The organism is Brevibacillus sp. MER 51 (genome assembly GCF_023714195.1).
Lineage (GTDB): Bacteria > Bacillota > Bacilli > Brevibacillales > Brevibacillaceae > Brevibacillus.
In genome coordinates this window covers 82,328-108,288 of record NZ_JAMAUS010000014.1, presented here as the reverse complement: position 1 = coordinate 108,288, position 25,961 = coordinate 82,328, and the positions used below count along the sequence as shown (strand labels likewise).

21 protein-coding genes, 1 pseudogene and 1 riboswitch are annotated in these 25,961 nt (G+C 49.0%); of the genes and pseudogenes, 11 read left to right on the top strand and 11 right to left on the bottom strand.

Going from position 1 to position 25,961, the window contains the following annotated elements; genetic code table 11:
* Positions 1-50: 50 nt before the first annotated feature.
* Positions 51-362: a rhodanese-like domain-containing protein gene (locus M3630_RS24795; protein ID WP_173611890.1), complete on the bottom strand. Its 312-nt coding sequence runs from the start codon at positions 360-362 to the stop codon at positions 51-53.
* A 311-nt stretch (positions 363-673) separates the two neighbouring features.
* Positions 674-780: riboswitch (SAM riboswitch) on the top strand.
* Between the two features lie 89 nt (positions 781-869).
* Between M3630_RS24795 and M3630_RS24790 the strand changes: the two genes are divergently transcribed.
* The 10 genes and pseudogenes from M3630_RS24790 to M3630_RS24745 all read left to right on the top strand — a co-directional run bounded on the left by M3630_RS24790 (position 870) and on the right by M3630_RS24745 (position 11,987).
* Positions 870-2,174, top strand: coding sequence for a homocysteine synthase (locus M3630_RS24790; RefSeq protein WP_251253875.1), 1,305 nt, complete (start codon positions 870-872; stop codon positions 2,172-2,174).
* Positions 2,175-2,327: 153 nt separating this feature from the next.
* Positions 2,328-3,377, top strand: a complete 1,050-nt coding sequence (locus M3630_RS24785; RefSeq protein ID WP_251253874.1) for an ArsR/SmtB family transcription factor — start codon at positions 2,328-2,330, stop codon at positions 3,375-3,377.
* Positions 3,374-4,600, top strand: a complete 1,227-nt coding sequence (locus M3630_RS24780; protein ID WP_251253873.1) for an MFS transporter — start codon at positions 3,374-3,376, stop codon at positions 4,598-4,600. The genes M3630_RS24785 and M3630_RS24780 overlap by 4 nt, the downstream gene beginning before the upstream one ends.
* Before the next feature lie 48 nt (positions 4,601-4,648).
* Positions 4,649-5,587, top strand: a pseudogene (locus tag M3630_RS24775) (AAA family ATPase).
* A gap of 4 nt (positions 5,588-5,591) precedes the next feature.
* A complete protein-coding gene (locus M3630_RS24770) occupies positions 5,592-6,782 on the top strand; it encodes a DUF58 domain-containing protein (protein WP_251253872.1) in 1,191 nt (396 codons plus the stop codon).
* Positions 6,779-8,107 (top strand): DUF4129 domain-containing protein, encoded by a 1,329-nt coding sequence (locus M3630_RS24765; RefSeq protein ID WP_251253871.1) that lies wholly within the window; start codon positions 6,779-6,781, stop codon positions 8,105-8,107. Before M3630_RS24770 ends, M3630_RS24765 begins: the two co-directional genes overlap by 4 nt.
* A 151-nt stretch (positions 8,108-8,258) precedes the next feature.
* The gene (locus M3630_RS24760; RefSeq protein WP_251253870.1) at positions 8,259-9,356 is read left to right on the top strand and encodes an ArsR/SmtB family transcription factor; all 1,098 of its coding nucleotides are present in this window, start codon (positions 8,259-8,261) and stop codon (positions 9,354-9,356) included.
* Position 9,357: 1 nt separating this feature from the next.
* Positions 9,358-10,167, top strand: coding sequence for an ABC transporter permease (locus tag M3630_RS24755; RefSeq protein ID WP_251253869.1), 810 nt, complete (start codon positions 9,358-9,360; stop codon positions 10,165-10,167).
* A gap of 21 nt (positions 10,168-10,188) precedes the next feature.
* Positions 10,189-11,175: an ABC transporter ATP-binding protein gene (locus M3630_RS24750; protein ID WP_173611881.1), complete on the top strand. Its 987-nt coding sequence runs from the start codon at positions 10,189-10,191 to the stop codon at positions 11,173-11,175.
* Positions 11,172-11,987, top strand: coding sequence for an ABC transporter permease (locus M3630_RS24745; RefSeq protein WP_251253868.1), 816 nt, complete (start codon positions 11,172-11,174; stop codon positions 11,985-11,987). Before M3630_RS24750 ends, M3630_RS24745 begins: the two co-directional genes overlap by 4 nt.
* A gap of 679 nt (positions 11,988-12,666) precedes the next feature.
* Here the strand turns inward: M3630_RS24745 and M3630_RS24740 are convergent.
* The 10 genes from M3630_RS24740 to M3630_RS24695 all read right to left on the bottom strand — a co-directional run bounded on the left by M3630_RS24740 (position 12,667) and on the right by M3630_RS24695 (position 23,969).
* Complete coding sequence (locus M3630_RS24740) at positions 12,667-13,293, bottom strand: hypothetical protein (protein WP_251253867.1); 627 nt, start codon at positions 13,291-13,293, stop codon at positions 12,667-12,669.
* Positions 13,294-13,739: 446 nt separating this feature from the next.
* Complete coding sequence (locus M3630_RS24735) at positions 13,740-14,435, bottom strand: M24 family metallopeptidase (RefSeq protein WP_251253866.1); 696 nt, start codon at positions 14,433-14,435, stop codon at positions 13,740-13,742.
* A 20-nt stretch (positions 14,436-14,455) separates the two neighbouring features.
* Entirely contained in the window at positions 14,456-15,229 is a 774-nt protein-coding gene (locus M3630_RS24730) for an HAD-IIB family hydrolase (protein ID WP_251253865.1), read from the bottom strand.
* Between the two features lie 103 nt (positions 15,230-15,332).
* A complete protein-coding gene (pdxR, locus tag M3630_RS24725) occupies positions 15,333-16,718 on the bottom strand; it encodes a MocR-like pyridoxine biosynthesis transcription factor PdxR (RefSeq protein WP_251253864.1) in 1,386 nt (461 codons plus the stop codon).
* Between the two features lie 71 nt (positions 16,719-16,789).
* On the bottom strand, positions 16,790-18,169 hold the full coding sequence (locus M3630_RS24720) for an MFS transporter (protein WP_251253863.1): 1,380 nt from the start codon (positions 18,167-18,169) through the stop codon (positions 16,790-16,792).
* 74 nt (positions 18,170-18,243) lie between these two features.
* Positions 18,244-18,834 carry a TetR/AcrR family transcriptional regulator gene (locus M3630_RS24715; protein ID WP_251253862.1) on the bottom strand — a complete coding sequence of 197 codons (591 nt, stop codon included), beginning with the start codon at positions 18,832-18,834 and terminating at the stop codon, positions 18,244-18,246.
* A gap of 147 nt (positions 18,835-18,981) precedes the next feature.
* Positions 18,982-20,010 (bottom strand): NADH:flavin oxidoreductase/NADH oxidase, encoded by a 1,029-nt coding sequence (locus tag M3630_RS24710; protein WP_173611874.1) that lies wholly within the window; start codon positions 20,008-20,010, stop codon positions 18,982-18,984.
* A 653-nt stretch (positions 20,011-20,663) separates the two neighbouring features.
* Positions 20,664-21,767, bottom strand: a complete 1,104-nt coding sequence (locus M3630_RS24705; RefSeq protein ID WP_173611956.1) for a citrate synthase/methylcitrate synthase — start codon at positions 21,765-21,767, stop codon at positions 20,664-20,666.
* A 98-nt stretch (positions 21,768-21,865) separates the two neighbouring features.
* Positions 21,866-22,948 (bottom strand): DUF418 domain-containing protein, encoded by a 1,083-nt coding sequence (locus M3630_RS24700; RefSeq protein WP_251253861.1) that lies wholly within the window; start codon positions 22,946-22,948, stop codon positions 21,866-21,868.
* Between the two features lie 106 nt (positions 22,949-23,054).
* The gene (locus M3630_RS24695) at positions 23,055-23,969 is read right to left on the bottom strand and encodes a LysR family transcriptional regulator (protein ID WP_173611872.1); all 915 of its coding nucleotides are present in this window, start codon (positions 23,967-23,969) and stop codon (positions 23,055-23,057) included.
* 214 nt (positions 23,970-24,183) lie between these two features.
* Here M3630_RS24695 and M3630_RS24690 point away from each other — a divergent pair, with 214 nt between their 5' ends.
* Entirely contained in the window at positions 24,184-25,833 is a 1,650-nt protein-coding gene (locus M3630_RS24690) for a DUF6583 family protein (protein ID WP_237899854.1), read from the top strand.
* Positions 25,834-25,961: the final 128 nt, after the last annotated feature.

The window sequence follows — 25,961 nt, the reverse complement described above, 5'->3', positions numbered from 1 at the left end:
GATGCCTCCTGATTACACACGGGAGGCATTCACACTGTTTCTATCACGTCTTACTGTTCCACTTCACCTGGCCATGCGAGCATGCCGCCAACCATATTTGCCACGTCGTATCCTTGTGCACTCAAATACTCTGTAGCTGTATTGCTTCTGGCACCACTGCGGCAAACCATCACAATCGGAATGTTCTTATCCAATTCATCAATGCGATGTGGCAAAAAGCCGAGCGGGATTAGCTTTGCCTCTTTAATGTGACCTGCATTCCACTCTTCCACTTCACGTACATCAATGACTTGCAGTTCCTCTTTGGCTTCCAGCTTTTCCAACAGCTCTTGTGGTGTAATTTCCTTTACTCCATGGCTCATCGCTATTTATCCTCCTATATGTACAATCAGATCAGTTGTAACCACCTCCATGATATCACACGCTTTTTTACTTTTCTAACGCGAAGAGCACTTGGCTTCACCATGCATCCATACTCCCCATTTTCTACCATTATCTCCTATTTCGCTGCGGCAATAGCCACACGGGATGTGAACAGCTTGAGACAAAACCGTTACAAATTAATGGCATGAGTGAACCACCTTCATTCATATATACATAAAAACCTCCCCGATAACTGTATATTTATCGTTGACAGCAAGGCTTTATTTTCATACAATTACGACAACAATTGTTTTCATCAAGAGCGGTGGAGGGACAGGCCCTACGAAGCCCGGCAACCAGCAGACTAGCTGCATGGTGCCAATTCCTGCAGAATCCAGTGATTCTGAGAGATGAACAAAAGCCCGTGCATGATGGAGCTTCTTCTTCTCAGGAGAATGCTCCGTTTTTTTATTTGCCGATTCCCCATAGTAAAAGGAGAGATGGACATGTCCGATCAACAACAATGGAAGCCAGAAACACTTGCGGTACACGGTGGACAGGAGGTTGACCCTGTAACAGGCTCGCGTGCTGTTCCGATCTATCAGACGACCTCCTATGTTTTCCGCGATACGGAGCATGCAGCCAACCTGTTTGGCTTAAAAGAGTTTGGGAACATCTATACACGTATCATGAATCCCACGCAGGATGTGTTTGAGAAGCGCGTTGCCTTACTTGAAGGTGGTGTTGGCGCACTCGCAACCGCATCCGGGCAAGCTGCCATTACATTCGCGATCTTAAATATTGCGCATGCAGGAGACGAAATCGTTGCTTCCAGCAGCCTCTACGGCGGTACCTACAACCTGTTCGCCCACACGCTTCCACGCCTTGGAATCAAGGTTCATTTTGCAGATCAATCCAATCCGGAAAATTTCCGGTCCTATATCAATGAAAAGACAAAAGCCGTGTTTTGCGAGACAATCGGAAACCCGCGCATTGATGTCGCTGATATCGGGGCGATCGCCCATATTGCTCACGAAAATGGCGTGCCTTTGATCGTGGACAACACCTTTGCAACTCCGATTTTGTGCCGTCCTTTTGAGCACGGGGCCGATATCGTCGTGCACTCCACCACCAAATTCATCGGCGGCCACGGAACGGCAATTGGCGGTATCATTGTAGACTCTGGAAAATTCGACTGGAACAACGGAAAATTCCCAGGTCTGACTACACCAGACCCCAGCTATCATGGCGTCGTCTATACAGAAGCAGTCGGTCCGCTTGCCTATATTATCAAGGCCCGTGTTCAGCTCCAGCGCGATATCGGAGCAGCAGTCGCCCCGATCAACTCCTTCTTGTTCCTGCAAGGATTAGAAACTCTGCATCTGCGCATCGAGCGGCATAGCCAAAACGCCTTGGCAGTAGCCCAATTCCTTGCCAATCACTCTGCCGTAGAGTGGGTGAGTTATCCGGGATTGGAGTCAGACTCCCAGCGTGAATTGGCCCAAAAATATTTGCCAAAAGGTGCTGGCGCGATTCTGACCTTTGGCATTCGCGGTGGCGTTGAGGCAGGAAAAGCATTGATCGAGTCAGTGAAGCTGTTCTCTCATCTCGCAAATGTCGGAGACTCCAAGTCACTCATCATTCACCCAGCAAGCACAACACATCAGCAGATGACGGAAGAAGAGCAGGCAGCAGCCGGAGTGACCCCGGGACTTATTCGCCTCTCCGTCGGCACAGAATCCATTGACGATATCATTTCCGATTTGGAGCAAGCCCTGCAGCGTGCGTTGCAATTATCCACGGTAGGTTAACCATACCTTTACAGAAAGAAGAATCATGTCATCTCTTTGGATAGAGATTTTGTGATTCTTCTTTTCCTTTTCTATTTTCGTTCGAAAAACATTGAATTTAACATTCGGTATTTATAAAATACAATCATGCACAAATTTTGGAAGGATGATCACATGAAGATTTTGAACATTGGCAGTGAACGAACGACCTACCGGGTTGATCTCTCGTATTCTCCTTTATTCGAAGCTGCCCTGGGAATCGCTGCCGCTACCTACGATCAATTGCATCACACGATGGAACACCCTCCTGCCTACTGGCGCCAACTGTTGGACGAGCTATCACCTTCTGTACGGCAAGAGGTCGAATATGCGAAGGAGCACAACACGTGGAAGACGCTTTTGCAACTGCTTGATCTCTGCCCTTTCGCTGATCTGGATTCCTTCCTCTCGTATGTCAGAGAGCTCTCAACCGAACAGCTCCGATACGAGGCCCTCCCTTATCTCGGTGAAAATATGCAGGAAGCACGGCGGAAGGCTGCACAAGGAAGCGAAGATGATTGCGCCGCTTTGCAGGAAGCGTGCCGTGCGCACCTCTTTTTTGAATCGTATATCGGCCATATTACTTCCGTTGATGCAGAAGAGCTGCGGGGCCATATTCTCCAATTGATGGAAGGCTGGTATACCACTCACATCAAGCCGCGTGAGGAAGAAATCGTTCGCATGCTAGAACGGGATTGGTCGCAAAAGCAAAACAAGCTAGGAAAGCTCACCCCGGAAGCCTTGGTAGAGTATGCGACGGGTTCGAACTACCTCCCTGAGCCTTCCGTGACACGCGTACTGCTGATTCCACAAGCGATCTATCGCCCGTGGACCGTACAGGCCGATGCTGTCGGGACGAAAATTTTTTATTACCCTGTGGCCGACGAAAATTTGCACGATGCTGTAGATCCTTATCAGCCACCCCATTCACTGGTGCAAGCCTTAAAAGCACTCGGAGACGAGCACAGGCTACGCATGATCAAATTGCTGGCGGAAAAGGACCTGAGTCTGCAAGAGATAACCGATCAACTCTCCATGGCGAAATCGACCGTGCACCATCACCTGTCCATGCTGCGGTCTGCCCATCTCGTTGAACAAGCAGGCTCCCGTTACAGACTACGCCGTCATACGCTGGACAAGCTTCCCCTGATGTGGGATGACTTCCTGAACAGGAGCAACCCATGAACCAAACCGCGGTACAAGCCTCTGTCTGGCAGCAGCGTTCTTACCGTTGGATTCTTTTCGGTCAGCTCATTTCAGAACTCGGCGCCTCACTCGGTACCCTCGCCAATAGCTGGTTGATCTATCAGGCAACAGGCTCACAAGGTGCGGTCGGACAGATGTGGCTTCTGTATTTTTTGCCGTCGCTTGCGATTCAGTTGGTAGCCGGGCCGTACATCGACCGATTCGATAAGAAGCGTGTCATGCTTTTTTCTCAATGGATGCGAGCTGCTGCGTTTTGTTTGTCCTTTGCAGTCATTACTTCCGGGACAGAATCACTCTGGCCGCTGTATTTCACTTCTTTGATCAACGGTCTCGTCCAACCGCTGTATGTGCCAGCCAGTCAGTCGCTCCTCCCTGCTCTGGTCAAAAGAGAGCAACTCCTCCAAGCCAATGCCTATTTGGATAGCGTCCTGCGAATTGCCTTGATTACAGGTCCGCCTTTGGCTGGAATTCTCGTGGCGAGTATTGGTGGTGAGGCCGTACTCGCATTGGTCGCGATCAGCTATGCGCTCAGCGGTTTCTTTCTGGTTCTTTGTCCAATCGCCCCAGCGGATACTGCCAACAAGAAGCAATCCTGGTTCGTCATGTTTAAGGCTGGTCTAGCGATTTTTTGGCAGAAACCCCTTCTGCTCTGGCTTGGCCTGTACTCAGCTCTCGTCCAATTTGCTGTCGGAGTCACACTCGTACTAAACCTGCCTTTTGTAGCCGGCGAGCTGCAAGGCACCTCGTTTCATGTAGGCTTGTTCTTGGCTGGCTATCCATTGGGATATTTCTTCGGCTCCTTGCTCGTCCCTCGCTTCCGTAGCAGCTTCGGACAGCCCCTGATCATGTTGGGATCACTGGTACTAGGTGGCTTGAGCTTTGTTGCGATAGGCTGTACTCATGACATCTGGCTCGCAATCACCATCGAACTACTGGCTGGTCTGTTTGCTCCCTTTTTCCAGGTACACAGCACAAGCCTGTATCAGCTTCACGTTCCTTCCGAGCTAATGGGGCGTGTACTGTCTGTCCGCTTACTCATCGTGCGTGCGACGATGCCCGTCGGTATTTGGCTTGGTGGACAGCTGAGCGATCAGGTAGGGATTCGCCCTCTTTACATCTCTGTAGGTGCCATCATCGTGTTCGCCGCGCTGACGGGAATATTATTTCGAAAATTTGTAACTAACAGGATATTCCATATATAATAAGAACCGTACGACTCCTCAATTTTGAATGGGAAAAGGAGAATTTTCATGAGTCATCCGACATTGGATAACCTTCAGCATGCTGTCAGCAGCGTCATCGTGGGCAAGGAAAGTCAGATCCGCCTATTAGTAACGGCATTGCTCGCCCGTGGACACGTATTGCTGGAGGACTTGCCCGGAATGGGAAAAACCGTGCTTGCCAAAACATTGGCGCAAGCGATTGGTGGCTCTTACAACCGTCTGCAATTCACCGCGGATCTACTGCCATCTGATGTCGTCGGTCTACACGTGTTCAATCAACGAACAAGTGAATTCTAACTGCGCAAGGGACCTGTTTTTGCGGATGTCTTGCTCGCAGATGAAATAAACCGGGCCACTCCCAGGACTCAATCCGGCTTGCTGGAATGCATGGAGGAACGCCAGGTTACGATTGAAGGCGTCACCCTGCCACTCCCATCGACCATGCTGGTTATTGCTACCCAAAATCCGATTGAATCGGAGGGGACCTATCCACTGCCGGAAGCACAGTTGGACCGCTTCCTTTTCAAGCTGTCTCTTGGCTACGGTACAAGAGAGGATGCCAAAGAAATTTTGCGGAGATTCCGCAGCGACTCCCCATTAGAGGCGGTCGAGCCGGTCATCACTGTCGAACAAATTGCGGCTCTGCAACGCGAGGTCACAACCGTTCACGTCAGCCAACCAGTGGAAGACTATATCATCGACCTGACGGAAGCGACTCGCCAGCATCGCTCGGTTGAGGTGGGCATCAGTCCGCGCGCCATGCTCGCCCTGTTGCGATCCGCTCAGGCTTACGCGTTCGTTTCTGGCCGTACTTTTGTCTTGCCAGATGATGTAAAAGTGGTGTTTCCAAGTCTGGCAGCCCACCGCATCCGCCTCTCTATGGAAGCAGAGCTGCATGTGACGGAGCAGGAAGTCGTGGAGCAAATCTTGACCAGCGTCCCCGCTCCCGTCGAAGAAAGCGTGTAGTGCTATGATCACCAAGCAAACCTTTCACGTAATCGGTTTTGTCTTACTGCTCTTCGCCGTTTTTTCCGGCCACTGGTTTTTCTTTCTGTTTGGGGGCTTTTTCTTTTTTCTCCCCGCTGCACAAGACTGGTGGGCCAAGTCCATGTCCAAGTGGGTATCGCTCGAATGGTCCAGTGATCAAACGCGCGTCCTGTCAGGGACACCCGTGCACATTACAGTTCGCTTGCACAATCGTTCGTGGCTGCCTTTGCCTGCTACCTGGCTTCGCTTCACACTGCCGGAGCATGTCTCGGTGGAAGGCGCAGACGAGGTGCGAATCCTCAATCATCGGACGAGCGTTCGCCTGCGGTTTGATCTGCCGATGCGGCAAAGTGCTACACGCACCTTGATTCTCGTCCCGAACAAACGCGGCACAGTTTGGCTGAGAGATGTTCAATCCGAGACTTTGCCGTTATTGGGTGAGGAGCCCACCGCCATGACATTGTCAGTTTCCTTTTCCTTGCTGGTCTATCCGTTGCCTCTTGCTCTTTCTCCCGTCGTGCTCGCTGAATCGGAACCGGACGGGAATCGGCTCTCTCGTCAGCGCCAACAGGACGACCCCACTTTTCAGCGTGGTGTTCGGTCATACATGCCGGGCGACCGTTTCAAACACATCCATTGGAAGGCAACCGCCAAAACAGGCTCACTGGAGACGCGTCTTTTCGAGTATACAGCCCATCCGAACTGGCGAATCGTCGGACATATCCTGCCCTCCTATGAACCGTTGATGCAAAAGTATAACGATACCGCCAATGAACGGACGATCTCCTGTCTTGCGGCTTTGGCTGGCCTGTGCAGGAGAAAATCGGTCGGATATGAGCTGTACCTTACCGTAAAGCAACGAGGACGAGAGCATTTTCATTTGCCTGCGGGAAATGGCAAGGCACACCACTTGCACGTCATGACCCAGCTGGCGCAAATTCACCATTTTGTGACGACGCCACTGGCGCCTGTTCTTCGTCGGTTAGAGGGGGCACATGGGGAGGAAGCCATTCTCATTGTGACACCACGAATGGACCCATCCGTACAAGCCTCAGCGGAGCGTCTTATTCAATACGGTCATCAGGTTGCGGTACTGGATGTTTCTTCTGACCCTGTCACCATCCAGCGTTTTGAGCATGCTCGCTTGAAAAAAAGGAGCGTGGTGATGGGATGACACTCTCCTTGATGGGGCGTTGGACGCTCGCGTTTTGGCTGGAGGCCATGCTGACGGGCGTTTTCCTGATCTTGTTTGGGTATATGACAGCAGGCTTTACTCAACTGCTCGCGTTTTGCCTGGTCGCAGCGACTCTGCTCATGGCGGGGAGCTGGTTGTACTATGGTGGTGGCGGTCGATTTACACTCCATCTGTTGCTGTACCCCCTTGTGTTTTTCATAGGAATAGGCTGCTTCTATCTCTACGATTCTTGGCTCATCGCGCTTGTACTGGCTGCTGTTTATTTTTGGAGAGTACAAAGTGCCGCATCGAAAGGTTATCGACATGACAGTCTGCAACGCAGATTTGTTCTGGCGCTGATGGCGGGCCTGATGCAGCTCGTGATAGCAGTACTCTACACCTCCATTGTTGACCCGGGTTCCTATTCGCTCGCAGCCTCTTTTTCCATGCTCGTCCTCATTACTCTCAGCTATATGTTGGTGACGACTGTGGCGTTCGTGCTGCGGGAAGGATCACTTTCTACGAGGCTGCCTGCACGCATTAGCTTGATGCTCGGCAGTCAAGTGCTCGCAACACGTATTCTTTTGATCGCGGGTTATGTGGCTGTCAGCTCTATCGCACTTGGACTCATCTATTGGATCTGGAGTTGGATAAAAGGACCTGTCAGCAATGGGCTGTATACGCTCTTTGAGCCAGTGCTTATTTTCATTGTGGAAATGTTGGAACATTTGTACGAGAAGGCGAGCCAAAAACAGGCAGGCATGCAGATACTCATGGAAAATGCAGGACAAAAAGCAGATAATCCCGAGGCACAGATACCGCTCGGAGAGTCACTTTTTTCTATTCTGCAGCCATACTTAATCATTGCCTTCATCCTCACCTGTGTGATCCTGCTCGGCCGATACATATGGAAAAAGCGCTTCAAGGGGACGATTACGCGGGAAAAAGAAGTGGCTGCTGCACAAAACACCGTGTTGTCCACTATCCCCCCCTCTTCCAGTAAAGAAAGTGCTGAGGATGACTCTGCCAAATGGTTCAAACAGCCCGTCGGCCCAGAGGATGATCCCACTAGATACGCCTACTATCAATTCCTCGTCCTCATGGAGAAGCAAGGAATGCCAATCAAGCTGCATGAGACACCCCAAGAGTTTTTCAATCGCCTGCGCGAACAGCTTTTGCTAGATGCAGGTCAGCTAGATGCAGTCGCTCGCATCACACGTTACTATCAGCAATATCGCTATCAGGAAAAATCGCTTCCCAAAGCGGATTTGACTGCGATGCAGCAAGCCGTGCAGACGCTCGGCTCACGTTTTTCCGAGACGTAATACATCCCACAACCACGCGCTATGTGTTAGCCGTGGTTGTTTTCTTTTTCTCTTGACATCGGGATGCCCCTCCGGCATAATTTCTTCAATTTTGCCCACTCCCAAAATGAATTCACCAAATGGTTAATTGAACAAGAAAGGAGGATGCTCGGTGCAAGATTTGCCTGATTGGCTGCGTAAGCATCTTCATGTCGCATACATACCCGGCTATGAGTTTTTCTTAAGTCTCCACGTGCTAGCAAAGCCGGAGCATCATACCTCCCGCTTGCATTGGGCGGAGGAGTTACTCATTGCTTTACCTGCCTCGCTCTTGAAAAAGCTTCACTATTTTAGTTCCATGTCCAATCAGTTTCTCGATGCCATGGACTTCCTGGCGCCTTGGGAGGAGTGCTTTGAGCATTCTGTTGAGGCCGCATTGGAGCGCGTACAGGCGATGGATGCAGGTGAGTTTGTCCAGCTCATGATCGGTCCCGTCTATCATCCCAAACAACTTCATGCTTGGATGCAAGGGCGTACGGACGAGATTTTTGACGAACTGAAACCGGAGCATCGGGAGCTTTTGCGCCATCCGCTCTCGACTAAGCGCAGTTTTCTGGAGTTTTGCTACGACTACCTGCCTTTTTTCCAGACAGAAGAACGGCGGATTGAACCGTGGCTCGTTCGCGCCGTACATGAAGCACAAGAGCAGATCAAGCTTGATCCGATTCCGTTTTTGTCGCAGGTACATCCGCGCTTGAAGGTGCACGAGAACTTCTTGCAATTTCATAAGGCAAAAACGTACACATTTGGCTATTCGGAGCTGGCTCGTATCCATTTGCGTGTCTCTACTTTTGTCGCGCCGCATTTGTTGCTCGGCATTTACGACGACCATATCTCCGTGTGCCTATCCGTTGATGTTCCCGGCACCAGAGCCACCTCGGTGATTCCCACTGACTTCATCAGCAAAATGAAGGTGTTCAGTGACCCGACACGGACGGCGATTCTCAAATCGTTATTGGCTCATCCTTACTGCACGCAGCAGTTGGCTGACCTGCACAACATCAGTGAGCCTGCCGTCAACAAGCACTTGAATCTGTTGGTAGACACAGGCTTTATCTGGAGTGAACGACGGGGACGGTATGTATTTTACCGCGCGATTGCATCACGGCTGGAACAACTCGCCGTCGATCTGCATGAGTTCATCGATATGCCTGTTCCCGGACTTGTCTCTCCACCTGCTTCATCACATCTCCCAGAACGGAGGAAATAACGTGTTTCATGTCGCCAAAGCTACCTTTATCCGCAATACCCGCGTAATGATTCGTGCCTATCCGTGGTCGTTTGTCATCGGCCACATTTTTTCCGGGGTGTATACGGTGCTGTTCGCCTTTTTCGCCTATCACTATGTATTTGCCGGGCAGTTGGACGAAAATTTCGCATATCTCACCGGCTCGTCCGATTACTTGTCGTACGCCATCCTCGGCGGAGCTTTTTATGCGTTTGCCGTCTCTACCTTGATGAATGTCAGCCGTTCTCTCATTACGGAGCTACGGGAAGGGACCTTGGAGGCGGTTTTGCTCACCCCTTCCTTGCGCAGAGGATACTTTTTGGGGAATGTCGCTCAACAGCTCATGCGTACTCTGTTTGAATTTTCGGTGATTGTGTTGGTAGGAGCGCTGTTCGGACTCACGCTCTCTCACACGAACGTATGGAGCGCCGTTCTTGTCTGGATATTGTCTACAGGGGCTTTCTTTTGCCAGGCGCTCGTTTTGGGCAGTCTCATGCTTTGGTTCCGCGATACGTACATCACACAAAACACGCTGTTTGCCGTGATGGCCTTTGTCAGTGGGGTAACGTTTCCGATTCCGTATTTGCCTGAATGGGTGCAACCACTCGGTCTCATCATGCCGCTCGCGCCTGCGTTGGATGCTTTTCGGCAATGCGTGATTCAAGGAGCCCCGCTGCATGCTGTTTCCCCACAGCTGTTTCATATGGCAGCCCTGTCCCTCGTCTATCTCGTCATCGGGGTGTGGGGCATACGTCGGATGGAAAAACGCGTCATGGAATCGATTTTTGGATAACGAACGAGGAGGTCAACAATCATGCTGATTGCAGAAAATGTACGGAAGGTATACCGGGTGAAGGAGAAAAAAGGTTGGTTTCGCCAACAATGGACAGAGGTCGAGGCAGTCGCTGATCTGTCCTTTCGCATGGTACCCGGCAAAATTATTGGATTGTTAGGCATTAATGGTGCAGGAAAAACAACAACGATCAAGATGTGCTCCACACTACTCACCCCGACCAGCGGCACGATCACGGTAGACGGATATGACGCGGTAAAGGACGATCGTTTCGTCAAAGCCAAGGTCAACATGATCGCCGGTGGAGAGCGCATGCTGTACTGGCGGCTGACAGGACGGGAAAACCTGCAATATTTCGGAAGTCTATACGGTTTGCAAGGGCAGGAACTGCGCCATCGGATCGATACATTGCTTTTGCAGGTTGGCCTGTATGAGGCCGCCAACACCCCTGTCGAGCGCTATTCCAAAGGCATGAAGCAACGACTGCAAATCGCCCGCGGCCTGATCAATGACCCGCGTTACCTGTTTCTGGACGAACCGACTCTCGGCTTGGACGCCCCCATCGCCCGACAGCTTCGCAAGCATGTAAGTGAGCTCGCTTCCCAGCACGGAAAAGCCATTCTGTTGACCAGCCACTACATTCATGAGGTAGAAGAGCTTTGTGACGAGGTATACATCATCGATAAAGGAAAGCTCGTGGCGCATGATACACCGGAGCACCTGACCAAATCGCTCCACCTGGATACAGCCTTACAGGTAGTGATCCCCTCTCTCTCCGACTCGCTCGATTACGATCTGCGCCAGCTGGCTCAAGATTACGGCGGCTCGCGTGAAATCGCAGAAACAGACGAGCAGACCTGGGAAGTGACATTACGAGGAAAAACGGATATGACAACTCCGCTGCTTTCCCTCTTGGCTGCTCACCAGTCCCCTGTCTTGCGTCTCTCTACCCAACAGCCATCACTGGAGGACGTCATCCTGCACATGGCAGATCGGAGGGGCGCATGAAACAGCTAGGCAGCCTGCTTTTGGCCGAAATCATCAAGGAGCATCGCCATTCGTTTCACAGCAAAATGATCTACTTCTCGCTCTTGGTCTGGCCTGTCATTAATTTCGTGACCGCTTATTATTCGTTTGCACCGTTCCGTATGGGAGCTGATTCCCCACTAGCCCGGTTCATCAGCTACGAGCAGTTGCCGCTGTTCCTGTTGACTGGTTATTTAGGCTACATCTTTTATTGGTGCCTGGTGCAGTCGTCCTGGCAAATGAGCTTTGAACGGCAAGCGGGAACCATGGAAATGATCTTCATCAGCCCGGTCAACCGACTCGCTTTTCTGTACGGGCGTTCACTTTCCTCGCTGATCGAAGGGGTCTGGCTGTTCTTTTGCTTCGCCCTGTTAGCCTTGTTTTTTGTCGATGGCATTCAATTGAGCGGCTGGTGGGCGCCTCCACTCGCCTTCCTCATTTTGCTGGTATCGGCCATCGTCTGGGGCGGCTTTCTCTGTGTGCTCTTTCTGTTTTCACGCGACGCGAGCTTCCTGTACACCGTTTTGGATGAGCCGATGCTGATCTTTTCTGGTGTCCGTCTGCCCCCGATGGCCTTTCCGGTTTGGGCCAAGGTCATTTCCTTTTGCTTTCCCTTGACCTATGCGCTTCAGTTGATTCGCGAACTGCTGATGGAGGGAGCGTCGTTGCAAACCATGTTGCCGAGTATGGGACTTCTCGCCGCGGTATTGCTGGTGCTCGTGACAGCGACTGTCGTGTTGTTGAAGCAAGCGGAGAAGCATATGAAAAAGACCGGGAACATGGTGATGTATTAAGTTCTAGCTGGGTTTCGGGTAGAGATAGGAGATAATTCCTCGGGATGCGAAATCGGCGAAGCATTCGATAAAATCAGGGGCGGCAGCCAGAGCCTGTTCATACCCGGCAGGATTACCGACGTAACCATGTGGAGCCAGTTCTTTTGCCTTGGCTCCTCCTTGCTGCCATTCTCGGATGTCATTTCAGGTCAGGTAGACGGAGGTAGTTGTATGGCCTGATCCAGATTAACTTGTTCGGGGAAATCCCCCTTTTTGTGCAGGCCGTAGTCGAATACCTTCAAACGGAGGGGCTACCAAACTGGTAAAAGCAAGCGTATCTCAATCTCTTTTACCCTACGGAACGATAGGTGCTTGGGCCCCCCCTATCCCACCAATTCATTATTAGCTAAGTATTGTCAGCGCATTTTCATTCAGTATCAAAGGTAGTCGGTTTATTATTTTGAGTGACAAATCATCTAGTGAACCAAATAGAGCTAGCGATTTTAGCCTCTTTTTCTTTTTTTCTTTTCTACTATCTTATATACAATTGCTGAAACGACAATCGCAAAAACTACCAAAACCATGAGACCAGGGTAACCTACACTTCCCATAAATACACCTCATTTTCTTAAATCTGTAATTAATTTGTATTATACAAATAAAACTACTCCATTTGGAAATAAGGAGTAGTTTTAAAGTGTTATTTTTTTTTACCGACTCCTACAATCTCTATGGATCCAGCTGCACCTTTTACTGCTCCTTTTGGAGTTATGTAGTAATAAGCTACTGAAGCATTAAACGGTTGATCAAATGTAGAGCTATATTGTAATTTATTACTCGGTGTCCAACCACTGCTTACCTCAAATTCAGCAGTCTTCCCAATCTTTGTTCCACCTGCACCTACAAGACCGTAAGCCTCCAGCTGGATTGAATTTTGATAATGCGTTGGTGTTCCTTTCTGCACGTAGGTTGTCAGGTCTGCTCTGAAATTATTTTCCCATAAGTTTAAGCCAACATATACAGTCCCCGACATAAAAGCATTAAAAGCTGTGTTTGAATTACTTCCAGTTACTGTCCAGTTATCTGGTTGAGCGTCTGCTAAGGTTTTAACCTGATTTGGTTGAAAGGCATATTTTTTAACTAATTCTGCATCTTTATCGCTAAGAACTTCTCCAACCTGATATTTATCCCCAATTATTCTCATTATTTGTTGAGGACTCTGTTGTACGGACGTTGCAAATACAGGACTCATGCCACCCCCAGTAACCGAAACACCCAGTAGAAGAGCAGTAGCTACAATAGATAATAAAGATTTTTTAGCAAACATCACAAGACCTCCTATATTTTAATATGAAACAATATGTAATATTTTACCAAACGATTTGTTTTTTTTACAATTTTTTCAAGAATAATCGCACATTTTGAAATTAAACTTCCTTAGTACCGTCTAACTAAAAATATAGCTCTTGTACAGCAGCATCAACATTGTTCTTACGATTAGAGAAGGATATTCATTTTGCAGGAGTACCGTTATCGAGTAAGATTTCATGCTGTTGAATAACAGCACCCCTAAGTAAGACCTTTAGAGGGATAAACTAATTTCTAGTGATGATCACCTTGAATTATAAGCACCCTCTAACAAACAGCTGATCATAGATATTCTGTATACCAATTTCCCTGCCTCTTAAAATGTCATACCCGTGAAAATAAAAAAAAGAGACTCCGACGAACAATCAGAATCTCCAGTAATTCACCAAGGGCAAGGAATATACCCTACTCCACCGTCAACAGCTTCTCCACAAATCCCCCGATTTCCCGTTCCCGATCAATAAAATGAACCTCCAAGATCCAATCGCGCGGCTGACCGTGCCGATCTGGTTCTCTCATCGGCTTGTGGTTGTCTGGATGAATGTAGTTATCGATATCATCGCCTTGAATTTTTTCATGCGGGAATTCGCCGATGAGATGTCCTGCGTGTGGACCGCCGTACTCCCAACCATATGCTTTTGCGAGCTCGCACATGTAGGCAAACAGCTCGCTGCTCGTAATATCCGGCTTGGACAAAAAGTAAGTCTTGCCCACGTCCCACGCTTTTTCAATATCGTCGCGCAGCTTTTGTTTTACCGGATCATTTCCAAGCACATACGTCCGACCAAGATCAGCTTCCCAGTCCTCAAAAATGGGCCCGAAATCGAGAAAGACAATATCTTCAGGGGAGACAGTCAAATTCGGTGGGTTTTCTCTGTACGGATACAGCGTGTTTCTGCCCGCTCGCACAATTCGCTTATGCCAATATTTTTTGATCCCGAACAATTGAAAGGCCAGCTCGTAAATCTCCTTGTTGATCTCTTTTTCCGTCACACCGCTGCGAATGATTCCCTTCTCTTCGATGGTGGCAAATAAAAACTCTGCTTTGGTCTCTGCTTCGCGCAGTGCCTGATGTCTCTTCTCCAATAATGGATCCATCATTTGATCTCCTCCTTTTCCGTTTACGGAAGAGCTAACTCATACTTCTCTCCTAGCTCTCGCAATTTTGCGACAATGGATTGCTCCACTTGATCATCCATCGTAATTTTTTCCTTTGCCAGTGGAAGAAGCGGCTCATACTCGCCAATCAATACGGAATGATGCGCTTTTTCAAACAGCGGCAAATCATTCATGTCATTGCCAAAGCAAATGAACGGCTCCCCTGCCACATCGAAACGATTCAGGGCAGCCCATTTATTCACTCCCCGATACGTGAGGTCGAGAATGCCTTCTGCGGAATGATAATGCAGCGTAACGTCTAGTTCCTTGATTCTCGTCATCAATTCTTCGTGACGGTCACACGATAAAATCAGGATTTTCAGCACGGCATTCAGTTGATCCACGTCCACGCGGCTGGCTGTCCGATTGGGATCGATATTGCTCAAAAAAGGATGCGTCGACACACAATTATGTGCGTAATTCCACGAGTCATCGATGAAATACTGCGCGCGATAATCCTCGAGAATGCTGATGATTTCTTGCGCCAGACGATCCGGGATCGGCACGCTGCCCTGCAAGCTCCCTTGGTGATGTGTCATCGCTCCATTCGCGCCAATGAGGAGATGGTTGGCAAACCGTTCATCGAGGACAGGCAGCATGTCACGGCACGGTCTTGCGGAGGCAAAACCTACGGCATGTCCTGCCTGTTCGAGTGCAAGCAGGCTATCCAAAATGTTTGTAGAGATCGGTTGACCCTTGAAGCAGATCGTCCCGTCCAGATCAAAAATAAATTTCATTTTTCCCACCCTTTCTAATCGCTGTCCCATCCATCGTAATGGATAGCCGTCCGAGGCCAAAGGGACAGATTGTTCAAGATGAGTGGGACAGAAAGCTGCTCTGTTACTCGAACCAGGCGCTGGCCAACAAGCGAATGCCCTCCTGAATATCTTCGGGGGGCAATGCTCCGTACCCTAGCAATACCGTCGGATGCTCCCGTGTATCATGCAGCCAGTATCGGGCAGTTCCGTAGACTTTTACGCCTTTTTGATAGGCACGCTCCATGAGTTCCGCTTCTGTACACTGACTTTTTACGGTCAAAAATACATGCAGCCCCGTATCCTTGCCTTCTATTTCCACACGTCTGTCCATGTAGCGAGCGACTGCCTGAAGAAACACCTCTCGCTTTTCCACATAGTTTTTTCGCATGTGCTGCAAGTGTCTATGCCAATAGCCATCGGACAAATACGCCGCTAGCGTCAATTGGTCCAGGCGGGAAACAGGCTGATCGTATTCAGGTACCCGCTGGTGAAAACGCGATAACAGCTCGTAAGGAAGGACAACGTAGCTGACGTTTACGAGCGGCAGCAATGCTTTGGAAAGTCGCCCAATGTAAACAACTTTTTGGGGAGACAGACTCTGGATCGAAGGAATGTAGCTTTCTTGATATTTGAACTCCCATTCGTAGTCATCCTCCACCAAATACGAATGCGCGATAGATTGCGTCCATAGGGTCAATTGCTTTCTTTTCTCCAAAGGCATCGTCATTTTGTTGATGAATTGCTGGGAAGGACTCACGTACATGATGTTTGCCCCGCTTTGTCTCAGCTCTTCGATGGATACACCGTCTGTGTCCAAAGAAATACCGTGTACCCGGTAGCCACCGTTGAGAAACGTATTTCTCGCACCATCATAGCCCGGATTTTCTACGCCAATCACATGCTTCTCTCTGTCCAGAAGCTGGACGATCATCGACACCAACTGTTGCGGGGTGGCTCCAATAATGATCTGCTCCGGCGTAGCGAGGACTCCTCTCGTTTCATGCAGCAATTTCGAGAGTTCTTTTCGCAAGGAGTATTCGCCCTGTGCCAGCCCCTCCACCATATACGTTCGCTGATGGTAGGCAATGAGCTTGTTGCGCAGCTTATTCCACGGATGAAAGGGGAATGCCCCCAGCTCGATGTTGCCGTAGCGAAAATCATAGCGAATCGACGATATACGAGGGTCATCTCGTTCTGTTACATGCTGCCCGAAAGGAGGTTCTACCTTGTACGTCACCTGATACCCTTTTTTCGGAATGCTAGTGACGTACCCTTCCGATACCAGTAGCTGATAAGCAACTTCTACCGTGTTTTTGCTGACAGCAAGCGACTGGGCGCAGCTTCTGATCGAGGGTAGAAACTCTTCATACGCGATTTGGTTACGCAATATTTCGTCTTTGATAAAGTGATAGATTTGGATGAACAATGGCTCTCCCTCTGTAAAACGAATGGCAGCAAGTTCTCGCACCGAGCAGGAACCCCCTTCCTTTTTTGCTTTAGTCTACCACATAAAGTATTTAAGCCTGAATGAACAAAAGATCAGCTATCCGCCAGAAGGCTATGTCTTTTAACCCTACCGAACTGAAAGTAGTAGAAGACCATCAGACACACGTGAATCAGGGCCATCATCCAATAAATATTGCTGTAAATATAGCCGCTCGTATAAGGATTCACCGGGTTCCAATTGGTTGTCGCGCCAAGATCGATCACTTTGCTGTATACCGCAGACGCGATCCCCATGGAAATGAAACTCAGCATCGAAAAGATCCCCATGCCTACTCCTGCCTGCTCCTTCGTCAACGTCCTCGAGATCGAGTTCGCCATCGAGATTTGCATAAAAGACTGCCCCACATTGCCAAGGATCAAAAAGAGTGCAATGCCTAAAACTGCGGTGCTTGTGAAAGTAGACAACAACCCAAAGCAGCTAATCAGTAAGCTAGACGCAACGAAATACAGAAAAGCATTCCCCCGCCTGTCCGCGAGCTTTCCTCCCACACGACCAAGCAATGCCGAAGCGATGGCCGCTGGAACCATCACAAAGCCGATCCAGCTCGTCGATAGCTGCTGCACCTGAGCCAAGAGCAGTGGACTGAGATAATAAAGCGATATCCCCATTCCATTTATGAGAAATGCCATCAGAATCCCGATTGTATACTGCTTGTTGGCAAAAACCTTCGGCTGGACAAACGGATCAGCTACCGAACGAATTCGTACGACGAACAGAAGCAATGTAACCAAACTGCCTAATGCAAACCACCACGACCCATTCGTTACTCCCAAAAGCAGTGACGTCACGCTGATCGCAAGCAAGGAGCCACCCACCCAATCAAACTTCCCACCAGCTGCGATCTCTTCATCCTCCAAATATTTACGGTAGAACGGCAGCGTAAGCAAGATCAGGAGCGGTATGGAAAACAGCCAGCGCCAATGAGCAAAGCTGACGATTAAAGCCGCGACGACAGGACCGAGTGCACCGCCAAGAGCCAATCCTACTGCCGTTCTTCCTAAAACAGAGCCTCTGCTCTCGGGCGGGAAATATCGCAAAGGAATGAGCATCGCAGTAGCCGGAATGACAGCCGCCCCTACTGCCTGCAAGCACCTCCCGAAAAGAGCCATCGCAAAGGAATCGGAGACCAAACCGAAAAACGAACCCGCCGTAAACACCATGAGTCCAAACGTCAACAAATTCTTGAGCTTGTATCGATCCGCCAGCTTGCCATACGTCACAGTTCCGATCGCGTATAACAATCCATATGCAGTCGATAGCCAGCTCACCTGCGCTATGCTCAAACCAAACTCCTTGCTAATTTCCGGGAGTGCAATGTTAAACACCAAAGCACTCATGGAGGATATGACCAAGGTAAACATCAAGATTCGGATTAATATGTCCCTGTTCTGCTGCGTTTTTGTCGCTTCCATGCCGCATCTTTCCTTTCACTTTGTTATTCACGTTCTGACTGTCAGTACTGACTGACATTTGAGTTGTAAAAAAACTAGGGAGTCAAACCCCTAGCGAAAACCTCTACACTCTCTTCGATAAATACATCCAGGGATACCCCCGAAAAATTGCTAGTGCCATCCAGATCGTTCAAAAACGCCCCGAAATTCATAACCATAAAGGCAGTTGCCTGTGCCTCCGGGTTTGTTTGGATCATCTTGCCCTTTTTGCCCATCTCTTTGAAGTAATCTGTAAAAAGTACCATCAATTGTCGCGGGTGCTTTTGGGTCCGCTCGCGGAATCCGGGCAAATGGGCCTCATCCTTAATGCTAATCAAAATCATTTTCCGATTGCGGTTCATCATTTCGTGATACGTTCGGCTGATTAAAAGCAAATCCTCGCGCAAATTCCACGTAAGCTTCTCCGCGAAAAGCTTTGTCAGTCCTTCCGTGTAATGAAAACGGTCAAAGGCGCTCTCCAGCAAATTCCGCTTGCTGCCGAAGTGACGAAACAACGTCTTCTCGCTCAATCCTGCCGCAGTGGCAATTTCTTGCGTGGTTACGCCGTTGTAACCTCTTTCCGCGATGAGATCGATTGCGGCTATCATCAGTTTTTCACTGCTTGTAAAACTTTTGCTGCTGCTCATTGCTATCCTCATCCCCGGAAGTGATTGTCAGTACTGACTGACATTTATCTTAAACCGACTGTAAATAAGTGTCAAGGATTCACCATAGAAAAGGGCTCTCCCCCGACCCATGCAGTCGAAAGGAAAGCCCAGCGCTCTTTTACCTGATTAAAACGCTCTCGAATATTGCTTCGGTGGCTGCAACTCATCCGCCGACAGCTCATGAATTGCATGCAGTGCCCAATAAGGATCACGCAGCATGCCGCGTCCGACTGCTACCAAATCCGTATCGCCATTGCCAATCGATGCTTCCGCCACTTTCGGATCATCGAGGTTGCCGACAGCAATGACCGGGATATCCAATGCCTGCTTAATTGCACGTGCCAATGGTACTTGATAGCCAGGATGAACACCTGGGCGACCTGCTGAACCAATCGGTCCTTCCCCGCCGCTGGATATATGGAAAATATCCACGCCAGCTTCCTTGTAACGGCGGCAAAGCTCTGTGCTGTAATCCAGCCCATACCCACCATCCACGTACTCTACGGCTGAGACACGCATGATCAGCGGCATATCAGCTGGAATGACCTCTTTGATCGCCTGAATAATTTCCACGCCAAACAGCGCTTTATCCCGCCCGTACTCATCGTCTCGCTGATTGGTCAAAGGAGAGTGGAACTGGTGAATCAAGTATCCGTGCGCACCATGGATTTCAATGGTATCAAACCCTGCTTCCACCGCACGTCTCGCTGAGTCCTGGAACTTGACGACCATTTGCTTAACCTCTGCTGTCGTCAACGCCCGTGGCGTTTTGTAGCGACCCCCTGGGAAAGCGATCGCGGACGCCGATACAGGCACTTCTGCGTCTTCCGCTTTGCGACCCGCATGAGCAATCTGTATGCCAATTTTGGCCCCATACTTTTGAACCTCGGAGACGATTCGCGCATACGCCGGAATCTGCTCGTCAGACCACAAGCCCAAATCGCCGTTGGAAATTCTACCATCCGGCTCGACATCGGTCATTTCCACGATGATCAGACCTGTTCCGCCTACTGCACGAGAAACGTAATGAACAAAGTGCCAGTCTGTTGGTGTTCCATCGTGTGCATCCACAGAGTATTGGCACATCGGCGGCATGACAATCCGATTTTTCAAGCTAAGTCCTTTAAACTGAAACGGGGTAGACAACAACGCCATTTGCTCCACTCCTTACTTTTTTTCATTATCATGCCAAAAGTAAGCATGTTCTGCAATCCTAAGTTGCACTTTGTAAAAACGAGATATATTTCCGGCTGTTGTGGTGGGGAGGAAACAGGAGAAAACGCTCAGATTCTAGGGCCACCCGCTGTGGGATTGACTGCACGACTTCATGCAAAAAGCGAAACCGCGTCCAAAGTGGTATCTTCAAGGATGTGTATCAGAGGTGGACGCTTAAGGGCGTGTTTCGCTTTTTGCATTGCGTCTCGGTCGGTGTCCCTAAGATCTTCGCTTATTTCTCCTGTTTCCTCTACGAGCTTCCCTGCTTAAACGGGTTTTAAAAAGACTTAAAAGAATATAAGGATGTCATCTGTTACGACAGAGAAGAATATTTCCAGACGTAGCGACTTGTGGAGTCCGACCAAGCGGAGAAGGGATTCGCGGGCAAAAGAAACGCAACGTTCCCGCGCGACGAAGCGGCTACCACTTTTGCGTTTCCCCGCGAATCCCTTCGGAGCGGACAGTCTCAGCCCTCAGCGGGACGGAGCCTGGAGCCTAGACTGGAAATATTCTTCTCTCCACCACAGCCACATTTATAAACCACGAAAAAAAGCCATCCGCATAACGGATAGCTTTTATAATTAACGTCTTTATTATTCCGGCATTGTGCCAATGTAATTGGATTGCGGGCGAATAATGCGATTTTTGCCTGCCTGTTCCAGAATGTGCGCACTCCAACCAACCACACGGCTCACGGCAAATGTCGGTGTAAACAAATTGTCGTCCAAACCAACCGCGCGCATGACAGCTGCGGCAAAAAACTCTACGTTTGTATTCAGCTTGCGGCCTGGTTTGTACTCTTCCAGCAGCTGCAAGCCTACTTTTTCTACATGTGTCGCCAGATCGAACCACGGATCGTTGGATGACAGCTCGGATGCAACAACGCGGAGAGCAGTTGCACGCGGATCAACCGTTTTATAGACACGGTGTCCGAAGCCCATCAAACGTCCGCCGCTCTCCAGCTTGTTGCGCAGCCACGGCTCTGCATTTTCCTTCGTGCCGATCGCCTCGATCATTTCCGTCACTTCAGATGGTGCTCCGCCGTGCAAAGGTCCTTTCAGGGTTCCAATAGCTGCCGTAATAGATGAAATCAGATCAGATTCAGTCGAGCTGACGACACGACCGGCGAATGTGGATGCATTCATGCCATGCTCCTGCGTCAAAATCAGGTACGCATCGAGCGCACGTACATGTGCCGCATTCGGCTTTACGCCTTTGAGCATATACAGATAGTTCGCTGTATGATCCAGCTCCGGATTCGGTGCCAGCGGCTCGCGGCCCTCCAGACAAGCAAAGCGATACGCGACGATTGTTGGCATTTTGGCCGCCAGCGCAATCACCTCATCGATGGTTGGCGGAAAGCCGTGTGAGGAACTGCCCAGTGCCGAAACACCTGTACGCAGGACACTCATCATATCTACATCTGCCGGGATCAGCTTCAGGATTCCTTTTACATGCTCCGGCAGCTCACGGTTTGCTTTGAGCTTATCCTTTAACTCCTTCAACTCCTGCTCGCTCGGCAAATGTCCGAACCAGAGCAGGTGTGCCACTTCTTCAAATGTGTGGTGAATAGCCAAATCACGCGCCCAATGACCGCGGTACACCAGCAGTCCATTAATCCCATCCACCAAACTAAGGTCTGTTTCTGCTACGGCGATACCATCCAAGCCGATAGCCAAAGGATGTTGTTTTGTCATCATCACCACTCCATTTTCATCTCTTTTCCCTTCAGTATATCGATTCATAATCGTGAAGGGAAATAGAAGAAAAACGGGATTTTGATCACGTTTTACAATCAGTTAGCAGGAGCTGGAACTGCCTTCTTTTTACGTCCATATGTCAGGAAACGCCACAGCTTTTCCATCGGCCCTCGATTAAATTGCTTCAGCCACAGCCAGCTTGCGAGTAATTGAAACGCATAGATCGGCAGAGCGAGCAAAAACCAAGCAGAGAGCGGCATAGCCGTAATACCGAACAAAGGAATCAGAATGGTCATGATGACTGTCTGACCCAAATATGTCGTTAACCCCATTTGTCCTGTGTAGGCAAATGGCTTAAGAACTTTCCTTGCCGCCTCACGATCCAACAACAGAAACAAGCTGGCTATCAAGCACAGCGCCATAGGCAGCGTACTCAGATCAACCAATATTTTATTCACCTGTTCAAGCTTTGAACCAAAGACGACACCGCTCGCCCACACAATCCCTGCTGCGATCGGAAGACTCATTGCCAGAGTAGTAGTAGCGATTCGTTTCAGAAACGGTTTATGCTCGCGAATTTGAGCAATCAAACCGCGTTTTCCCGCATACAAACCAAACAGAAACATCACAAAGATCGGTATCAATGTCGTCTGGAGTGATGCTACAAACGGATAGACTTCCTGACCATTGAGCGTCTGTACAAGTGCCACGCCTTGAGTGAGCATGTACACTCCTCCCAGACTGGCTGCCCATGCTAGAATCGTAGAAGACTTTCTTCGATAAAATGGCATCAGTAAAAAGCCGAGTAGCGCGTACACTGTCAAAATATCCCCAAACCAAATAACGATGTGAATCACACCAAAGGCAAACATCGCGAACAATCGTCTGCTGAAGAGACGAAATACTTTTTGTCCACGCTGTTCAGCCCGTGACATGAACATGTAAAAACCTAAGCCAAACAGAAACGAAAAGATCCCGAAAAACTTCGTTTGAATGAATAAATCATAGCTCAAGCGGATCCACGCATCGATCCCCGCCTCTACTGGCATAGGAACGTCTTCCGAATACATGATAAAGCTAGGCAAGTTCACCAGCAAAATCCCGAACAATGCCAAACCCCTTACAATATCAATAGAATAAATCCGATCCTTCTGTGTGATTGGTTCAGCCTGCTGCATACTCGTCATTCCCTCCTGCTGTCTTTAAGCAGGATTCAGTATAGGATACATATGCTCATCAAAACTATCGATTCACCTTACATCTACCTTACAGGCTTGTTATCTTCTATGTCCGTCCCCCTGGCTGAACAAGCGGCATCGGTGGATACAAGGAATGCAGGATTTCCATAAAATGCTGCGCTGGCTCGCTGATTCCTGCTTTCGGCACCAGCAAATAAGAAGCAACCTTTGGCAAAACGAGGCCAGGTGTGGGAAGTTCAATAAAGCGGTTTTCAAATAAATCCCGATCGACAGCCGTCCGAGGCAAAAAGGAAACGCCCAATCCATCCTCGATAAATCGCTTTGTAATGTCTACTTGCGAAACAGCCATCGTACGCAAGGAAAGCCCCCTCTGACGCAAAAGCAACAGCAACTCATCCCAGTAGCCCGGGTGATTATGGGTCAGCAGACGATTCGATTGCACCTCTTGCTCCCAATCAGGCAAGGGCGCCTCCATATCTCCACCGCTGTGAGGGACTGCAAAAACAATAGGATCTTCGTACAAAAGATAAGTAGACAACTGGAATTCTCCTGGCACCATCCGGGTTAAGCCCAGATCAGCCTGTCCATTTTGAACCAGCGGGCCAATCTCCACGGAGTCAACAATTTTAATCGAGATATCTACATCGGGATAGAGCTTGGTGTAACGGTGCAGCAAATGGGAAAAACGAGCACGGGCGATAATCGGGGAAACAGCCAGTTGAAGCTTTTCCCGATAGCCTTGTCTCCAAGCCTGCAAGTCCTCCATACTGTTATGCCACTGTTGGAGAAGTCCTTTTGCATGTGGCAGGTAGCGTTTGCCCGCAGCCGTTAACCGAACGCGCTTGCCAACCCGTTCAAACAGCTTGATCCCCAATTCCTTTTCCAATTGTCGTATATGTTGGCTGACAGTAGGCTGCGCAATGAACAACGCTTCTGCTGTCTGGTGAAAATTTTCTGTCGTGGCCGCCACCATAAACGTTTGCAGCACGCGAAAATCCACGTGATCTCCCCCCTGCTGTCGCTTTTTCTTTGTTCTATATGCATACAAAAGTAGGAAGAATGCAACTTTTTGGGTCTTTCTTCCTCATTTTTGAAGAAATTTACTGGAAGTCGTTCCCCTTCTTCCTCCTTATGGTACAATACAAAATCGAGTGCGCAAAATCATTACGCACATTGGATTCAGCAAAGAGAGAGAGCAAAAGGGGAGAGAAAAGATGGAAACTGCAACAAACGTGAACCCACCGCGCAAAAGCAAGAAAAAAGCATGGCTGATCGCGGGGGCAGCGGCTGTCGTTGTGCTGGGTGGTTTAGGGACCGCCTATGCCAAGTACGATCTGTTTAAGAGTGCAAAAACGATTTACCTGCAAGCGGAAGCGGAAAGCATGATGAAGTTTTCTAGCGACGTATCCAAAGCTTACGGGGAATACCAAGACTACATGAAGCCGTACCTGGAAAAACCAGTTCACTCCACCACTGAGTTGAGCGATATTGCACTAGATGCCACCATCCCAGACCCGCAAGCACAAAAAATTCTCGACATGCTGGGCAAAGCGAAGCTCGTGATGCAAAGCAACATCGATGAACAGAAAAATCAACAATCGGGGAACCTGGAAGTTCACCTGCAAGATAAAAAGCTGGCTACTCTTGAGTACTTCATGAATGATTCTGTTATGGGCTTCAAGCTGCCGGAGTTTTACTCTAAATACGCTTATATGGACCTGAAGGATCGCGATGCACTTAAGGAAAAGCTGGGCGGCGAAGAACTGCCGAAGCGCTTCGTAACCTATAGCGATTTGTATAAAGCAATCAATTTTAACCAGGATGAACTCAAAACGGTCATGACTCCGTATGCCTTGCTGTATGCTGACAACATCAAAGACAGCCAGGTAAGCATCAAAAAAGACGTTTCTTTCTCTGAAGAAGGACTCAAGGAAGATGCACGTGAGATCACCGTTACTTTCAACGCCCAAGAAGGCGCGGCTCTGTCGAAGCAAATTGCAGAGAAAGCAAAAGCTGACCAAAAGCTGTTTGACCTGATCTACAGCCGCTACCACAATGTGGCTACGCTGATGCTCGACAGCGGCTACAAAGTAGAAGAAATCAGCAAAGAAGAATTCAAGAAAAATTACGAGCAAACCTTCGATGACATCATCAAGGATACAAAAGATACAGACGCCAAATCAACTGAGCAATTGAGAATGGTCGTGCTCGTGAATAGCGATCATCAAATCTTGTCCCGCAAGCTCTTGGTCGATGACAAAGAGAAAAAAGATCAATTGGTCTACAGCAGTGTTTCTTACGATAAAGGCGCTGAAACGTACTACCGTTACTCCCTGCACAACCTGTCTGACCAGCAAAGTGGCGAAATGTCCTTAACCTACAAAGCGACAGAAGAAAAAGACAAGACAAAGGGCAAGTTCAGCATCCTGATGAAAGAGACCGACCAGCCAATTCTGGACCTCTCGACCACTTTTGAGACAACCAAGCAAGATAAGAAAACAACCGGAAACTATGACTTTGCACTCGTAGTGGCAGACGAATATTCCTCCAACCCTGTTGCTCTGACCGGTAATGTTACCATGAACGAGACAAAGACGGACAATGGTGTAGATTCTGACGGCACAGTAAAAGTGAAGTTCTCGAACCCTACTCCAGATATGCCAAAAGGCTTTAGCTTCAAGCTGAAGTCCAAAGCAGAATTCGGCAAAGCACTGGAAATTCCAGCTATGACTGCTGACAACTCCATCAATTTCGCTACAGTGACTGACCAACAAATGATGGAAGCGCAACAAGAAGTCATGCAAAACGCAGATAAATTCATGAATGAGAACGCTGAGCTCGTGCAACAGTTCATGATGCCTTAATTGTTTCGTAAAAAGAAGAATCCGCTCATAGTAGCAACTAGCAAGCTGGCATCGGTGCTAAACCGATGTCAGCTTTTTTATTCAAATCACGATCTGTTCTAAATATTCCGATTACAACAAATAGGGGG

Excerpts from the sequence above, each read along its gene's own strand:
- M3630_RS24795 (WP_173611890.1), bottom strand. The coding sequence starts at position 362 with ATGAGCCATGGAGTAAAGGAAATTACACCACAAGAGCTGTTGGAAAAG.
- M3630_RS24790 (WP_251253875.1), top strand. The coding sequence starts at position 870 with ATGTCCGATCAACAACAATGGAAGCCAGAAACACTTGCGGTACACGGT.
- M3630_RS24785 (WP_251253874.1), top strand. The coding sequence starts at position 2,328 with ATGAAGATTTTGAACATTGGCAGTGAACGAACGACCTACCGGGTTGAT.
- M3630_RS24780 (WP_251253873.1), top strand. The coding sequence starts at position 3,374 with ATGAACCAAACCGCGGTACAAGCCTCTGTCTGGCAGCAGCGTTCTTAC.
- M3630_RS24770 (WP_251253872.1), top strand. The coding sequence starts at position 5,592 with ATGATCACCAAGCAAACCTTTCACGTAATCGGTTTTGTCTTACTGCTC.
- M3630_RS24765 (WP_251253871.1), top strand. The coding sequence starts at position 6,779 with ATGACACTCTCCTTGATGGGGCGTTGGACGCTCGCGTTTTGGCTGGAG.
- M3630_RS24750 (WP_173611881.1), top strand. The coding sequence starts at position 10,189 with ATGCTGATTGCAGAAAATGTACGGAAGGTATACCGGGTGAAGGAGAAA.
- M3630_RS24745 (WP_251253868.1), top strand. The coding sequence starts at position 11,172 with ATGAAACAGCTAGGCAGCCTGCTTTTGGCCGAAATCATCAAGGAGCAT.
- M3630_RS24740 (WP_251253867.1), bottom strand. The coding sequence starts at position 13,293 with ATGTTTGCTAAAAAATCTTTATTATCTATTGTAGCTACTGCTCTTCTA.
- M3630_RS24735 (WP_251253866.1), bottom strand. The coding sequence starts at position 14,435 with ATGATGGATCCATTATTGGAGAAGAGACATCAGGCACTGCGCGAAGCA.
- M3630_RS24730 (WP_251253865.1), bottom strand. The coding sequence starts at position 15,229 with ATGAAATTTATTTTTGATCTGGACGGGACGATCTGCTTCAAGGGTCAA.
- M3630_RS24720 (WP_251253863.1), bottom strand. The coding sequence starts at position 18,169 with ATGGAAGCGACAAAAACGCAGCAGAACAGGGACATATTAATCCGAATC.
- M3630_RS24715 (WP_251253862.1), bottom strand. The coding sequence starts at position 18,834 with ATGAGCAGCAGCAAAAGTTTTACAAGCAGTGAAAAACTGATGATAGCC.
- M3630_RS24710 (WP_173611874.1), bottom strand. The coding sequence starts at position 20,010 with ATGGCGTTGTTGTCTACCCCGTTTCAGTTTAAAGGACTTAGCTTGAAA.
- M3630_RS24705 (WP_173611956.1), bottom strand. The coding sequence starts at position 21,767 with ATGACAAAACAACATCCTTTGGCTATCGGCTTGGATGGTATCGCCGTA.
- M3630_RS24700 (WP_251253861.1), bottom strand. The coding sequence starts at position 22,948 with ATGCAGCAGGCTGAACCAATCACACAGAAGGATCGGATTTATTCTATT.
- M3630_RS24690 (WP_237899854.1), top strand. The coding sequence starts at position 24,184 with ATGGAAACTGCAACAAACGTGAACCCACCGCGCAAAAGCAAGAAAAAA.